15 protein-coding genes are annotated in these 13,229 nt (G+C 68.7%); 5 read left to right on the top strand and 10 right to left on the bottom strand.

Annotated elements, in window-relative coordinates:
• Window positions 1-140 precede the first annotated feature (140 nt).
• On the top strand, window positions 141-1,259 hold the full coding sequence (locus ON34_RS25685; protein WP_051023132.1) for a S1C family serine protease: 1,119 nt from the start codon (window positions 141-143) through the stop codon (window positions 1,257-1,259).
• 10 nt (window positions 1,260-1,269) lie between these two features.
• Here the strand turns inward: ON34_RS25685 and ON34_RS25680 are convergent, their stop codons facing one another.
• The 4 genes from ON34_RS25680 to ON34_RS25665 form a co-directional block, all read right to left on the bottom strand.
• Window positions 1,270-1,833 (bottom strand): vitamin K epoxide reductase family protein, encoded by a 564-nt coding sequence (locus ON34_RS25680; RefSeq protein ID WP_373291981.1) that lies wholly within the window; start codon window positions 1,831-1,833, stop codon window positions 1,270-1,272.
• Entirely contained in the window at window positions 1,833-2,609 is a 777-nt protein-coding gene (locus ON34_RS25675) for a DsbA family protein (protein WP_040784260.1), read from the bottom strand. Before ON34_RS25675 ends, ON34_RS25680 begins: the two co-directional genes overlap by 1 nt.
• Before the next feature lie 485 nt (window positions 2,610-3,094).
• Window positions 3,095-3,328 carry a hypothetical protein gene (locus ON34_RS25670; protein ID WP_157172430.1) on the bottom strand — a complete coding sequence of 78 codons (234 nt, stop codon included), beginning with the start codon at window positions 3,326-3,328 and terminating at the stop codon, window positions 3,095-3,097.
• Window positions 3,329-3,465: 137 nt separating this feature from the next.
• Window positions 3,466-4,041 carry a TetR-like C-terminal domain-containing protein gene (locus tag ON34_RS25665; RefSeq protein ID WP_040784011.1) on the bottom strand — a complete coding sequence of 192 codons (576 nt, stop codon included), beginning with the start codon at window positions 4,039-4,041 and terminating at the stop codon, window positions 3,466-3,468.
• 94 nt (window positions 4,042-4,135) lie between these two features.
• On the opposite strand from ON34_RS25665, the gene ON34_RS25660 reads away from it, so the two are divergent.
• Complete coding sequence (locus tag ON34_RS25660) at window positions 4,136-5,473, top strand: carboxylesterase family protein (RefSeq protein WP_040784008.1); 1,338 nt, start codon at window positions 4,136-4,138, stop codon at window positions 5,471-5,473.
• Window positions 5,474-5,762: 289 nt separating this feature from the next.
• Here the strand turns inward: ON34_RS25660 and ON34_RS33830 are convergent, their stop codons facing one another.
• Both ON34_RS33830 and sigM read right to left on the bottom strand, forming a co-directional pair.
• Window positions 5,763-6,704: an RsmA family anti-sigma factor gene (locus tag ON34_RS33830; RefSeq protein ID WP_157172429.1), complete on the bottom strand. Its 942-nt coding sequence runs from the start codon at window positions 6,702-6,704 to the stop codon at window positions 5,763-5,765.
• Window positions 6,705-6,786: 82 nt separating this feature from the next.
• Window positions 6,787-7,371, bottom strand: coding sequence for an RNA polymerase sigma factor SigM (gene sigM / locus ON34_RS25650; RefSeq protein WP_373291980.1), 585 nt, complete (start codon window positions 7,369-7,371; stop codon window positions 6,787-6,789).
• A 457-nt stretch (window positions 7,372-7,828) separates the two neighbouring features.
• Between sigM and ON34_RS25645 the strand changes: the two genes are divergently transcribed.
• The 3 genes from ON34_RS25645 to ON34_RS25635 all read left to right on the top strand — a co-directional run bounded on the left by ON34_RS25645 (window position 7,829) and on the right by ON34_RS25635 (window position 10,431).
• Window positions 7,829-8,701 (top strand): SDR family oxidoreductase, encoded by an 873-nt coding sequence (locus tag ON34_RS25645; protein WP_040784004.1) that lies wholly within the window; start codon window positions 7,829-7,831, stop codon window positions 8,699-8,701.
• A 6-nt stretch (window positions 8,702-8,707) separates the two neighbouring features.
• Window positions 8,708-9,502, top strand: coding sequence for a helix-turn-helix domain-containing protein (locus ON34_RS25640; RefSeq protein WP_040784001.1), 795 nt, complete (start codon window positions 8,708-8,710; stop codon window positions 9,500-9,502).
• A 65-nt stretch (window positions 9,503-9,567) separates the two neighbouring features.
• The gene (locus tag ON34_RS25635; protein WP_040783999.1) at window positions 9,568-10,431 is read left to right on the top strand and encodes an LLM class flavin-dependent oxidoreductase; all 864 of its coding nucleotides are present in this window, start codon (window positions 9,568-9,570) and stop codon (window positions 10,429-10,431) included.
• A 7-nt stretch (window positions 10,432-10,438) separates the two neighbouring features.
• Here the strand turns inward: ON34_RS25635 and ON34_RS25630 are convergent, their stop codons facing one another.
• From ON34_RS25630 to ON34_RS25615, 4 genes are all read right to left on the bottom strand, one after another.
• On the bottom strand, window positions 10,439-11,284 hold the full coding sequence (locus ON34_RS25630) for a polyphosphate kinase 2 family protein (RefSeq protein WP_040783996.1): 846 nt from the start codon (window positions 11,282-11,284) through the stop codon (window positions 10,439-10,441).
• Between the two features lie 106 nt (window positions 11,285-11,390).
• Window positions 11,391-12,116, bottom strand: coding sequence for a hypothetical protein (locus ON34_RS25625; protein ID WP_040783994.1), 726 nt, complete (start codon window positions 12,114-12,116; stop codon window positions 11,391-11,393).
• On the bottom strand, window positions 12,113-12,778 hold the full coding sequence (locus ON34_RS25620; protein WP_051023093.1) for a hypothetical protein: 666 nt from the start codon (window positions 12,776-12,778) through the stop codon (window positions 12,113-12,115). Before ON34_RS25620 ends, ON34_RS25625 begins: the two co-directional genes overlap by 4 nt.
• A gap of 39 nt (window positions 12,779-12,817) precedes the next feature.
• On the bottom strand, window positions 12,818-13,210 hold the full coding sequence (locus ON34_RS25615; protein WP_040783993.1) for a hypothetical protein: 393 nt from the start codon (window positions 13,208-13,210) through the stop codon (window positions 12,818-12,820).
• Between the last annotated feature and the right edge of the window lie 19 nt (window positions 13,211-13,229).

Here is a 13,229-nt window from a genome sequence, read left to right as displayed (position 1 = left end):
GCCTACCGCCGCATACGTGCGGTTGCCAACCATGACACGTAAACAACCAGGTCACAACCATTCTTCCGGTTCGATGATCTTTGCCGTGATCTCCGGTGACAATGGAATCGGTCAGCGATTCGGCCGAGGCGGGGAGAGCCATGGACGAAGGACGGCAGCGGATCATCGCGCGGCGCGCGCCGGGTGGCGGGCGCTCGCTCGTCATGGTGATCACCCTGGTGCTCACCGTGGCCGCGTTTCTGGGGTATCGCGGCGAACTGCCCGCCCGGTACGTGCCCGACCCCACCCGGACCGCGACCTCCGCTCTGCCCGCACTGTCCGAGCCGCTGGACCCCGCGTTCGTCACGGCGGCCGTGCGACCGGCGCTGGTCAACATCAGCGCGTCCACCAAGCTCGCGGGCCCCGGCGCGGCGGGTTCCGGCATCGTCCTGACCGCCGACGGCGAGGTGCTCACCAGCCACCACGTGGTCAAGGGCGCGGACACCGTGACCGTCACCGATATCGGCAACGGGATGGCCTACGACGCCGTAGTGCTCGGCTACGACTCCGGCGCCGATATCGCCCTGCTCGACCTGCCCGCGGCCGCCTTGCCGACCGCCACGATCGGCAGCTCGGCCCGGTTGCGGCTGCGCGAAGAGGTGCTGGCGATCGGCAACGCGGGCGGCACCGGCGGTCCGCCGTCCGCGGTGCACGGCCCGCTCACCGACCTGGACAGTGAGATCGTGGCGGTCAACGTCGCCGATCTGTCGCGCAAAGCGCTCAGCGGCATGCTGGAGGTCGAGGCGGCGGTCACCTCGGGACAGTCCGGTGGGGCACTGGTCGATCGGAACGCGGCCGTGGTCGGCGTCATCGCGGCGGCGTCGGGTGACCGGGAGCATGCCCAGGAACGCTCGCCCAACGGTTACGCGGTGCCGATCGACGCGGCGATGCGGGTGGTGGAGCAGATTCGATCCGGCACCCCGACCGACACGGTGCACGTCGGCCCGACGGCCACCCTCGGTGTGCTCATCTCCAACGCGCTGCCCAGCGGCACGGGCGCCCGCGTGGACGTGGCGATCTACGGGATGCCCGCGCACGCGGCGGGGCTGAACGCGGGCGACGTGATCACCTCGGTCGACGATCGCGCCGTCACCAGCGTCCAATCCCTGCGCGCCGCGCTGAACACACGCAAACCGAACGACATCGTCCGATTGGGCGTCATCGGCGCGGCCGGGGAGCGCACGGTCGCGGTCGTGCTCACCGCGGGTCCGCCGAACTGATCCGGCCGGATCAGACCAGCGACAGCCAGTAGTCCTGGAAACGCAGGAACACCAGCAGCAGCACCACCGCGAAGAACACCACGACCAGGGTCCAGCGCCACTCGGCGAGCACGCCCAGCGGGCCGCTGGAACGACCCCACAGCTGGTCGATGGTCACCGCGAGCAGCGGTGTGATGATCGCCCACACCACCATGCAGTACGGGCACAGCGCGTTGATCCGATAGAGGCTTTGGAAGATCAGCCAGCAGACGAAGCCGACGCCGAACACGGTGCCGAGCCACAAGCCACCCCAGATCCAGCGCGGGAAGCCCAGCCCGGCGACCGACAGCACGCCGAGGGTGACCACGACGGAGAAGGCCACGACGCCGATCAGCGGGTTCGGGAAGCCGAACACCCTGGCCTGATCGGTCACCATCACCGACCCGCAGGACAGGATCGGGTTGATGCTGCACGAGGGGGTGTAGCCGGGATCGGTGAACAGTTTGATCCGTTCCACGAGCAACGCCACCGACGCCAGCCAACCGGCGAGTCCGCCGAGCAGCAGGATCCACGCTGCTCGCGGCCCCGCGGCGATCACTGGGCCGCGGCGGCGATCACGGGCGCCAGGCCGCCGGGGCTCATGAGCTCCTGGGCGGTCTGGATCTGCTTGCCGTTGACGAACACCGACGGGGTCGACTGGATGCCGCTTTCCAGCACGTCCTTGGTGCGGGCCTGAATGTACTTGTCGTAGGTGTGGTCGGTGATGCACTGGGCGACCGCGGCGTCGGTGTAGCCCGCGCTCTTGGCGATCTGGACCAGCTGGTCGTCGGTCAGGCCCGCGCCGCCCTCCGGCGGCTGCTGGGCGAACATCGTCTTCAGCCAGTCCTGGTACTTGGTCGGGTCGGCCTGGGCGACACAGTAGGCGGCGTTCGCCGCGCGCGTCGAGTACCGCGTGGTGGACGCCTTGTCCAGGAACGCGATGACGTTGTACTCCACGACCGCGGTGCCGTTGTTCACCGCGTCTTCCAGGACCTGTCCGTTGGCCGCCTCGAAGGCCTTGCACGCGGGGCACTGCAGGTCGGCCACGACGCGCACGGTGACCTTCGCGTCCGGCTTGCCGAGCCGGACGGCGCCGCTGTCGGTGATCGAGCCGGGAACGCCGCCGGAGTTCAGGTTCCCGGTCGCGGCGATGGACGGGGTGGGGCCGGGATCGTTCTTGCGGGCCTGCTTGACCGCGATGCCGATGCCGATGGCCGCGATCAGCCCGACGAGCACGACCGCGACACCCACCTGGATCAAGATCTTGCGGTTGCGGTCGGCGCGTTCCGCCGCCAGCAGCGGGTTCGACTTCCCACCCTGGTTTTTGCTCACCGTGCGCTCACCACGCCTTTCGCTCGCCGGACGGTTTCCTGCCGCCACGATGGTAGATCCGCCGACCACGTCCACGGGCGGCCGGGCCACAGCCGCCATCATCGTCGGCCTACCTGAGAGATTCCGAAATTTCGGCCGGTGCGGCGCTGCGTTCAGCGTGGTGCGATCGCGCCCGGGCGCGATCGATGCGTCGCGTGCCAGGTCGGGGGCAGTGCCTGGCCGAGTGGTGTGCGGTGCGGATGCACTGGAACGCCCAGGGGAGCATGCTCGGCCGGGCTCGTGTTCGGGCTCAGGGCCGGAGCGTGATCCTTCTCGTGGCCAGGTATCGGGATGCCCCGGCCGTACGGACGAAACCCGCTCCGGCCGGGGCATTGTCGAAATCAGGGCGATCAGCGGCAGTCGGCACCGTTACGCCGCCGCCGTTCCTCGCTGGAGACGATCGCCCCGATTGATCAGGCGGCCGGACGCGCGCCCCGTAGCGGAGCTCAGCGCCAGCACTGGGGGGCGTGTCGATTGAGGATGCAGCCGATGGCTTGCCCCATGGAGGCGCTCAGCGATGCGGGCATGCCGTCGACGACCGGCTGGGCCGGTGACCGGGTGTCGGTGGCTTCGGTCGGCTGCTCGAGCGGAATCGTCCCTGCGGACGCGGTAGCCGTACCGAGCCCGGTCGCCAACAGTGCTGCGCCGATGGTGACGGCAATCATCCCAAAGCGTTTCATTCCGTACCTTCCATGTGCCTCGATCGACGGAGATGAATCGATCGAGCACGAAACTACCCGGCTTCCTGTGCCGCCAATCTTGTTGCTGTGCCCCCAATCCTGGTGGCCCGGGGAAAATGGCCGGTGCGGCGCTGCGTTCAGCGTGGTGCGATTCCGCCCAGCACGAGATCGACGGCCTCGCGCGCCAAATCCGGGGGCAGCGCCTCGCCGAGTTGGGTGACGTGCAAATGGACCAGACCGCCCAGGGCGAGCATGGTCAGCCGCGGGTTCACCGTCGGCGTGACCTCCCCGCGGGCGATGCCACGGCGGATGATCTCCTCCGACGCCGACAATCGCCGCACCCAGAATTCGCGCCGCGCGGCGTCGACCTCCGGGTCGGCGTCGCCGATCACCGTTCCGCGGATCAGCGCCATGCCCGACGGCGTTTCCGCGAACCGGATGAGGTCGGTCGTGAACCGCTCCAGATCGCCGCGCAGCGAGCCGGTGTCCGGGAGGGGGATCTCCTCGGCCACCCGGGACAGCAGCGCGTCCAGCAGCAGCCGGGGCAGCGTTTTCCAGCGCCGGTAGATCGAGGTCTCGTGCACGCCCGCGTCCGCGGCGACGTCGGCGACCCGCACGTTGCCGATGCCGACCGACTCGATGCGGGCCAGCGTCGCGTCGATCACGGCTTTTCGCAGCCGTGCGCCCCGGAGCTGTGGTGAAGGTGAACCCATGCCGCCGATTATCGCAAGTCCTCTTGCGTTGTGGGTATCCGGTGCCTAGCGTGGTGCTATCGCAAGCCGACTTGCGATAGAAGGTGAGAGTGGCATGGACAACGTGGTCGCGCCCTCGGGGCGCTGGCGGGGCGAATCCCTCGGCGGGGTAGCGGTGTTTCGCGGGATCCCCTACGCGCGGGCCGAGCGGTTCGGTGCGCCGGAGCCGGTCGCACCACATGACGGGGTGTACGACGCGACCCGGCGGTACGCCGTTGCGCCGCAGCTGCCGGGGCGACTCGAACCCGTGATGGGGCGGGCGGAACGGCTGGATCAATCCGAGGATTGCTTGGCGTTGACCGTGACGACTCCGGAGGACGCCGAACCCGGCGGCTGTCCGGTGCTGGTGTGGTTGCACGGCGGCGCGTATCTCGCGGGCAGCGGCCAATGGAATCTGTACGACGCCGAGCGGCTGGTGCGCGAGACCCGCATTGTCGTGGTCTCGGTGAGCTACCGACTCGGCGCACTCGGATACCTGCGGGCCCCCGGTGTTTCGGTGGGCAATACCGGTTTGCGCGACCAGATCGCGGCTCTGCGGTGGGTGCGTGAGCACATCGCCGAGTTCGGCGGCGATCCGGAGCGCATCACCGTCTCGGGGCAGTCGGCGGGCGCGCAGTCGGTCGTCGCGCTGCTCGGCATCGCGGAAGCGAGGGCGCTGTTCGCTCAGGCGATCGTGCAGAGCGCACCGTTCGGCATCGGATTCCAGAGCCACCGGCATGCCGAACGGGTGGGTGCGATGTTTCTCGCCGAACTCGACGCCGACCCGTTCACCGCGCCTCTGCCCGAACTCCTTGCCGCACAGGGGCGTACGGTCCGCCGAATGGCGGGGCCCGGCGCCCTGAACTCGGCCCCGCCCTTCCTGCCGGTGACCGACGCGGACCCGCTGCCCGACGAGCACACCTGGCGGCAGACGGTGCACGACGCGGCCGCCGATCTGCGCGTGGTGCTCGGCTGCACGGCCGAGGAGATGCGGGCCTTCTACGGCGGCCGACATCGGGTGTTCGGCAAGGTCCGCCGACTGCCACTGCTCGGCGAACGGATTACCCGCACGGTGGAGCGGGTGATCGGCCGAAAAGCCTTCGAGAAGGGCCTCTTCCGCTTCGCCGACGAGTTGGCCGACGCAGGCGCGGCCGTCTACTGCTATCGCGTGGGGCAGCTGCATCCGGCCAACCCATACGGCGCCTGCCACTGCATCGATTTGCCGCTGCTGTACGGCAGCAGCTCAGCTTGGGCCGCCTCCCCGATGCTCGCGCCTCTTGCGCCTGCGGAGATCAACGCGCTCGGCGTCCGGGCCCGCCGATATTGGGGCGAATTCGTGCACACCGGGCAGGCCGGGGACACCAGCTGGCCACGACATCGGCCCGGCGCCCGTTTCGCCCAGCCCCTGCCCTGAGCTGACCAGCCGAGGTCTAGAAGTAGTCCTCGAGCATCTCAGTAGCCGTGCCGATGTTGAATCACTTCCGGTTTCGTGCCCTCGCTGGCGGGTCAGGTTCGCCAACCTTCGGCGGCGGTGCAGCGCGACCCGCACACCGAAGCTCCACGAGTCGAACGTGGCGGTAGCCGCGGCCGAGAACGCGGCCGGGGAATGTCCCGCGACCGGTGAAATCCTCTGCGCCATCGACACGCTCACGCGGCGGGCCCGAAGCCTTGCGTTCACCGGGTGTGTGACCGTTGTCTCGTTGTCAGCCGATGTCGTGCAATGCCCTTCGCTGTGGATCGCCTGTGGTGCAGCCGGTTCCGACGACCAGGGCGGTGACGGTGGGTGGTCGAGGGCCGGTGAGGAGGATGAGGACCGCGTTGCCGCCGTGGAAGGTGATATCGGTGGAGCCGAGGACGGTGCGGTGGAGTCCGTTGGCTTGGACGCAGCGGTCCAGGGCGGCCGGGTTGGCGAGACCGCCCGTGGCAGTGTGGCGGCCGAGGGCGGAGAGCGCGACGGTGGCGGTGAGTTCGTCGCCGAGTTGGCCGGGTGCGGTGCTGGGTTGGGCGGTGGGCGCGGGATCGTCGCCACTCCGCAGCATAGAGGCAACCCCGCCGACGGCGGTGACGGCGAGGATCGCCGCGGCGGCCGCGGCCAACCAGCGGATCCTGCTGCGGCGCTGGCGCTCGGACAGTGCCACCGGTTGTGCCAGTGGGGATTCCAAAGCCCTTGGCTGACGGTCTGATTCACCGATCGACTCGGATGGCGGCGCGGTGGCAGCGGATGGCGGCGCGGTGGCCAGAGGGTGAATCGTGGTGTCCTGCGGGGCGGGCAGGGAATGGATGGCAGCAGATGTGGTGGCGTGCTGCGCGGCCGAGCCCGCTGCGCTGCCGTCCTCGGTGGCGGCGTCACCAGTGTTTTCGGGTGGGTCCAGTTCGTCGACGAACTGGGTGAGCCGGGCCGCGACGTCGGCGGGCATGGGGTGGATGATGCGTTCGTCACAGCCAAGGGCACGCAGCTCGGCGCTGACCGCATCCAGCGACCGCAGGAAACGCAAAGCTTCCGGGCTCCGGGAGACTTCCGGCCACAACTGTGCCCGCTGCTCCGGCGTCAGGTTGTCGGCGTGCAGGTCGGCGAGCAACTCGGCCGTGAACGCAGGCCGCGGCACCCCGGTCGCCATCACACCTCCGCTGTTCGCCTCTGCCATCGCAGGCAATCCCCGCACCCGTCCCGGCGGGGCCTGCTCCTACATCGTCTCGTAGCCCGTCACTGTTAATGACGCAGCCGAGCTAGCTGCGGTTCCCCGGATCACGCAGAAATTCCAACCGCTGCTGCAACCGCTGCCGCGCCCGCGCGCACCGGCTTTTGATCGTTCCCTCCGCGACTCCGAGCAACGCGGCCGCTTCGGCCACGCTATACCCCTCCACATCGACGGCGACCAACGCGGTGCGCTGCTCCGGTGGCAGCGAGAACAGCGCGCGATCGATCACCATCGACATCTCCAGCTCGGCCATCGCATCGCGGTCGTCCTTCGGTTCGGGCATGGTCTCGGCGGTGAGTGAGAGCGCGCGGCGGGTCTTGTTGCGCCGGATCCGATCCAGGCAGGCGTTCACCACGATCGCGTGCAGCCAGCTGCGGACCTCGGCCTCACCGCGGAACGACCCGGCCGTGCGATGCGCCGACAACAGCGCGTCCTGCAACGAGTCCGCCGCGTCCTCCCGGGTGTAGGACGTGCGCAACGCCGTCTGCCAGAGGTGATCGTTATGCCTGCGCAGCAGCTCGGCGAACGCGTGCCGCTGGCCGCCCACGTGTGCCCGCAACAACTCCACATCAGAACATTCCTCGGGGATGAACGAGCGCTGACGGCACGACACCAGACCCGGCGGCCACCCGCCGAACCCCTCGTTCGATTCGGACGACAATGTCAACCCTCCGGTCTGCTGGACCGCGTAGGCCGTGACCACGTCGTCGTGCACATCGGCGCCGATCGGCAGCACGTCACTGCCTGGAGCCTCCATTTCGGCGGCGGTGCGGATGCCTATCCTCATCCTGGCAGCTCAACTCCAGACATACTCTCGCCCACGCTCATGACCGCCAGACTCGAAGTCGGAAGCCGGGCATGCCCGACCAGCGACGGCGGTCTGTTGAATTCGTTGCTGCTGCGTACTTTTCGTTCCTGCGCCAACCAGCTTCGAGCATTGGGGCCATGGCATCGGGCTGTCAACGAGGCGGCTGTAAACAACTTGTGGACAACGATGGCTCCCGATCCCGCCGAATGGCGGCTAGCCTCACTCAACAAGATCGGCCATCTCAGCCAGAGGACCATCCGCTATGAACAGCCCCCTACATACGCCCGCGACCGAGGATCTGCTCAGGGGAAGGACCGCTGTCGTCACGGGAGCCAGCCGTGGCATCGGCCGGGCGATCGCGATCAGGTTCGCGGCGGAGGGCGCGAACGTCGCGATGATCGCGCGAACCCAGGAGCCGCACCCCAAACTGCCGGGCACGATCCACACCGCGGCGGCCGAAGCGGAGGCCGCGGGCGGCGACGTGCTGCCCCTGGTGGCGGATGTGCGCGATGACAAGGCGCTGGCCGATGCGGTCGATCAGATTGTCGAGCGGTTCGGCGGCATCGACATCGTTGTCAACAACGCCGGATCGGTCGATCTGACGGGCGCCGAGCAGATCAGCATGCAGCGCTACGACCACATGCAGGCGGTCAACCTCCGCGCCCCGTTCCTGCTGTCCAAGCTCGCGCTCCCGCACCTGCGCGCTTCTGCGGGAGCCGGGCGCGACCCACACATCCTCACGCTCTCCCCACCGCTCAATATGAACCCCGAGCACATCGGCAACGGCGTCGCCTACACCGTCTCCAAATACGGTGTGAGCCTTGCCACCATCGGCCTGGCGCACGAGTTCCGCCCGTACGGCATCGCCGTGAACTCGCTGTGGCCACGCACGAAGATCGACACTGCGGCGGTACGCAATCTGCTCGGCGGCGCGGAAGCCGTCGCGGCATCCCGGACCGCCCACATCTGCGCCGACGCCGCCCTCCTGATGGTGACCAGCCCCGCCGCGACCTACACCGGCCAACTGCTCTTGGACGAGGACGTCCTCGCTTCCCACGGCATCACCGACCTGGACCGATACCGCGTGGTACCCGGCACCGGCGCACTCGCCAACGACCTGTTCATCGACGCGTAGACCACTATGGAGGAAGCCGAACTACGCAAGAAGCCCGACAATCAGCTGCTCGGCGAGCTGATGACCGCGGAGCGCGAGGCAGCCGGACTGAGCAGAACCCGAGTCGCCGAAGCCTGCCACATCTCCCGGCAACTGGTGCACTACTGGGAGACCGGCGTGCGCGTGCCCGACGGCGAGGCGCTGAGGCTGTGGTTCGAAGTGGTCGGGGTGCCGAACTGGAAGCGCCAACGGTTCATCGCGGTGATTCAGCGAGTCCGGTCCTTGGCCCACAAGGCGGCACTGGAAACCCTCGACTGGTCGAGCGTGCCGCAGGTCTGGACCGCAGAGGATCAGACCGGCCTCGACCGCATCCTGGACCCGGCTTGCTGCCACGATCGCGTAACGTTCGACCTGTACGGCTGCAACAAACCTTTCCTCGATCGCTTTCCAGGACTCGTGCCAGCCTCGCCCGATGCCGAGCAGCCAGCCAGTCTCATTGTCTGGATGTTCACCGATCCCGTTGCGCGCAAAGTCATTGCGAACTGGGATCTGCGTGCCCGGCTCATGGCAGCGGCGTTCGGAACCCTTGCCCCAGGAGCCGTGCCGCAGCGCCGCATCGATGAGATCGTGCACGCCTGCCAGGTGGAGCCGGCCTTCATGGAGATGTATCGCAGCACTCCAACCGATGACGAAGTGACCAACCAGCGCGTCGTCCTCTGGGACCCTGAGCGCGAGGAGTTCGTGACGCATCTGATGCGCGCATCCATCTTCAAATACCCACCCCGGCCGTGGGATCAGTTGGTTCTGCAGGCACCGGCATGACGCCGCAGTGCAGCACTCCGAGAATATGACTGCGCCGATCCGCCGTGGCGGGTAGGAATGTCGGGGTGACTGTTCTCGGTGCTGTGTTCCGTCCGCAAAATCCGCCCGAGTTGCTGCGTGAGGCGGTTCGTGTCGCGGAGGCGACGGGGCTGGAGGAGCTGTGGCTGTGGGAGGACTGCTTTCTGGAGAGCGGAATCGCCACGGCCGCGGCGGCGCTGGCGTGGAGCGAGCGGGTGCGTGTCGGGATCGGGCTGCTGCCGGTGCCATTGCGCAACGTCGCACTCACCGCCATGGAGGCGGCGACGCTGTACCGGCTGTTCCCCGACCGGCTGGTCCTCGGTATCGGACATGGTGTGCAGACCTGGATGGAGCAGGTCGGCGCGCGCGTCGAGTCGCCGGTGACATTGCTGAGCGAGCACTTGGGAGCGCTGCGTGCGCTGCTGGCCGGTGAGCGGGTCACCATGTCCGGTCGCTACGTGCACCTCGACAATGTGGCGCTGGACTGGCCGCCCGCGGCGCCACCGAAGGTCTACGCGGGCGCTCGCGGTCCGCGCTCGATCCGGTTGTGCGGCGAGCACGCCGACGGCACGCTGCTCGATTCGATCGTCGACGCCGACGGCGTTCGCGTCGCCCGCAAGCTGATCGATGAGGGTCGCGCCGCCGCGGGCCGGACCGATCGTCACCACGTCGTGGCGAATCTGCTCGCGGTCACCGGCCCGGACGCCGAAGCCCGCCTCGCCGCCGAACGCACGCCAGCTCACGCCCCCGGTGCGGGCGTCGCGGGTGACGCGCACGCCGTCGCCGAAGCCGTCATCCAGCTGGGCGAGGCGGGCGCGGACACCGTCGTCGTGCAGTCCACCGCCGACGACCCGGACCCCGCCGCGTTCCTGCGCTTCGTGGCGGAGCAGGTGCGGCCGCTGATCTCCTGAGCGGGCACTACGCCTGCGCGAGCCGCCGTTTCTGCTCCTCGACGTCGAATCGTGGTGCGGGCCAGTCGAGTTCCAGCCGTTCCAGGGCGTCGATGAGCAGTTCGGTGACCGCGAGGCGGGAGAACCATTTGCGATCGGCGGGCAGCACGTACCACGGCGCGTACTCGGTGGACGTGCGGTCCAACATCGCCTGGTATGCCTGTTGGTAGGCGGGCCAGTGCGCACGCTCGTCGATGTCGGCGGGATCGAACTTCCAATACTTGTCCGGGCGCTCCAAGCGCTCGGCGAGCCGCTTCTTCTGTTCGTCGAGCGAGACGAACATGGCGACCTTCACCAGCGTGGTGCCCTCGTCCACCAGCTCACGCTCGAAAGTGTTGATCTCGTCGTAGCGCGGCTCCCATTCCGTGGGCGGCACCAGGTTGTGCACCCGCACCACCAGCACGTCCTCGTAGTGCGAGCGATCGAATACGCCGAGCTGTCCGCCGCGTGGCAGCGCCTTGCGGATGCGCCACAGATAGTGATGCCGCAGTTCCTCCCGGGTCGGCGCGCCGAAGGCGGTGTGGTCGACGCCTTGGGGGTCGACCGAGCCGATGACGTGCCGGACGATGCCGCCCTTGCCCGCGGTGTCCATCCCCTGCAACACCAGCAGCACGCTGCGCTTGTCGCCGGAGCGGCCGTTCGCGTACAGCCTCTCCTGGAGCTCCGACAGCACCTGGCTACGTTCCGCGAGCAACTCGACGCCCGCCGTCTTGTCGCCGGTGAATCCCGGCCGCGCTGACGTGTCGAGCTCGGCGATACGCAATCCATCGGCTTTCAGGGCCTCGGTAGCCGGCACCGTCCACTGCTTGGCCATGACCTACAGCTAACGCCATCGCGGCCGATCAGGCCAGAAGCGAGCGCCGCGGTACGGCCGTGGCCGACTCGACGGCAACTCGACAGCGTCCGCCCGCCGCGCCCGTTCAGACGTGCGCCAAGCGCAGCAGTTGCGCGGCGAACTCCTCATCCGACACGGGGGTGAGCATGAGGTCGTGTGACGTGGTGAGCAGGTAGCGGCCGTCGCCGGTGATGTCCAGCCAGGTGCGGTGACGGGTGGGCGGTGACATGGGATTGTCCGGCTGCACCGTCACGGTGATGAAGCCGCGTCCGTCGACCGGTTTGCGCAGTGTCTGCCGGAATCGCGCCGCGCCGCGATGGCCGTTGGTGACGAACGGCTCGGTGCGATCCGGGCTCAGCACCGCGTCTTGTGGCTCGCGCATGGCGGCGAGCTTGCCCGCCCGCGCGGAGCCGATGATCTGCACCAGGCGTTCTCCCACGGCGCGGGCATGGCACATCAGCACGGTCACCTTCTCCGGCGTGGCCACCAGGATGCCCGCGTGGTTGTGCACCACCGCGGCGAAGGCGAGAATCCGTTCGACCTGCGCGGCGTTCCCGTCGCGCGAGAGGACGCCGCGTTCGCCGGAGACGGTGATGGTGGTCGCGTCGTTGCGTGCGCACAACATCAGCGCGGCGGCCAGGTCGGGGTCGGCTTGGCGGGCGAAACGCTGCGGCAAGCGCAGTGCGCGATACTCGGACTCCGTGCGCACGGTGGCAGCGGGAACCATGTTGACCGGGTAGGGCCTACGGTCCAGGCTTGTTTCGTTCGTCCAGACATGCGTGAATTCGTCCGGGGTGAGCACCCATTTCACCGCGCGCCGCCTTCGCGGACGGTGCTGGGATCAGCGGGTGTGGCATTGCTGGCCGCCGAAGGTTCCTGCGGCCGAGGGAACTGGGGAACGCGGTCGCCGGTGGCGGGCATGGTCGGGGTGTAGACGTAGGTCATCGTGTCCCGGACATCCGCCTCGATGTCTGCCGCCGCACTATCGTGTTCCATCCTACGTTTTCCACCGTAAACCGCTTCGGCGGCCGGGTCGGCCAGCGGCTCGTACCGCTGGGGCGGCGTGATCGCACCCCGGACCGTTTGCGCGGCATCGCTATTCAACTCCATCAGCCGCGCGACCGCCCGGCACACATCGTGCGCCTCCCCGCCCGCGCGGACGAACTGCCTGGTCGCGGTCACCGCCGCGTCCGCGGCGCGACCGGCCCACTGCGCGAACTCCCGATTCGTGGCATCGGAAAAGGCTTGGAACGCCGTGGCAACCGCCGTGGCGTTGGCCTGCCAGGCCGCGGCCGTCCGGCCGAGCGCCGCCGGGTCGAGCGCTTCGTGCACCAGGTCCCAGATCTGCTGGTGGGTGTAGGCGCCGAACAACTCCCGGTCCGGCGCATAAGCGGGATCCGTTGCCCCATCGGAGAATTCGGACAGTTGCCGCCGGATACCGTCGGCGGCCGCGCGTGCCGCGGAGTCAGCCATGATCGCCCCCTCAGTCGGTCCCGGCGCACCGGCGCGCGCTCACCGGGGCTCCAGGTACTCGGTGATCAACCGCAGCGCGGCCTGATTCGCCGCCTCGGCGTCGGCCAGCCGGTTCGCCGCGGCCAGATACGCGGCCTTGAACAGCAGCGCCGTCTCCTGGAACGCCGCAAGGGTGTCCAGGTACTGCCTGCCTTTGTCGGCGAAGCCGCGCGTGAGGGCGTGTCCGGTCGGCAGGTCGGGGAAGCCCGTCACATCCGTGACGAGTTGACCGTCGTCCATGGCGCGACGCAGATCGTCCACCAGCTTGTCGCATGCGGCGGCGAGATTCTCGGCGACCGCGGTGTCCAGCTCGAATGCTTCGCCCCCGCCCTCGCCGATGGCCGCCGCGTACAGCTTGCGCGCCGTCCCCTGTCCGGTATCGGGTACTGCCATCAGGAAGCCCCCTTCCGCT

The sequence above is a fragment of the Nocardia pneumoniae NBRC 100136 genome (assembly GCF_000308755.1).
In the GTDB taxonomy this organism is placed as follows: Bacteria; Actinomycetota; Actinomycetes; order Mycobacteriales; family Mycobacteriaceae; genus Nocardia; species Nocardia pneumoniae.
Note: the sequence above shows the minus strand (reverse complement) of the source record. Positions and strands in the feature narration are given on the sequence as shown.

What these genes read in the sequence shown, in the direction of transcription:
- ON34_RS25685 (WP_051023132.1), top strand. Translation starts at nt 141, where the DNA reads ATGGACGAAGGACGGCAGCGGATCATCGCGCGGCGCGCGCCGGGTGGC.
- ON34_RS25670 (WP_157172430.1), bottom strand. Translation starts at nt 3,328, where the DNA reads ATGAAACGCTTTGGGATGATTGCCGTCACCATCGGCGCAGCACTGTTG.
- ON34_RS25665 (WP_040784011.1), bottom strand. Translation starts at nt 4,041, where the DNA reads ATGGGTTCACCTTCACCACAGCTCCGGGGCGCACGGCTGCGAAAAGCC.
- ON34_RS25660 (WP_040784008.1), top strand. Translation starts at nt 4,136, where the DNA reads ATGGACAACGTGGTCGCGCCCTCGGGGCGCTGGCGGGGCGAATCCCTC.
- ON34_RS33830 (WP_157172429.1), bottom strand. Translation starts at nt 6,704, where the DNA reads ATGGCAGAGGCGAACAGCGGAGGTGTGATGGCGACCGGGGTGCCGCGG.
- ON34_RS25645 (WP_040784004.1), top strand. Translation starts at nt 7,829, where the DNA reads ATGAACAGCCCCCTACATACGCCCGCGACCGAGGATCTGCTCAGGGGA.
- ON34_RS25640 (WP_040784001.1), top strand. Translation starts at nt 8,708, where the DNA reads ATGGAGGAAGCCGAACTACGCAAGAAGCCCGACAATCAGCTGCTCGGC.
- ON34_RS25630 (WP_040783996.1), bottom strand. Translation starts at nt 11,284, where the DNA reads ATGGCCAAGCAGTGGACGGTGCCGGCTACCGAGGCCCTGAAAGCCGAT.
- ON34_RS25620 (WP_051023093.1), bottom strand. Translation starts at nt 12,778, where the DNA reads ATGGCTGACTCCGCGGCACGCGCGGCCGCCGACGGTATCCGGCGGCAA.
- ON34_RS25615 (WP_040783993.1), bottom strand. Translation starts at nt 13,210, where the DNA reads ATGGCAGTACCCGATACCGGACAGGGGACGGCGCGCAAGCTGTACGCG.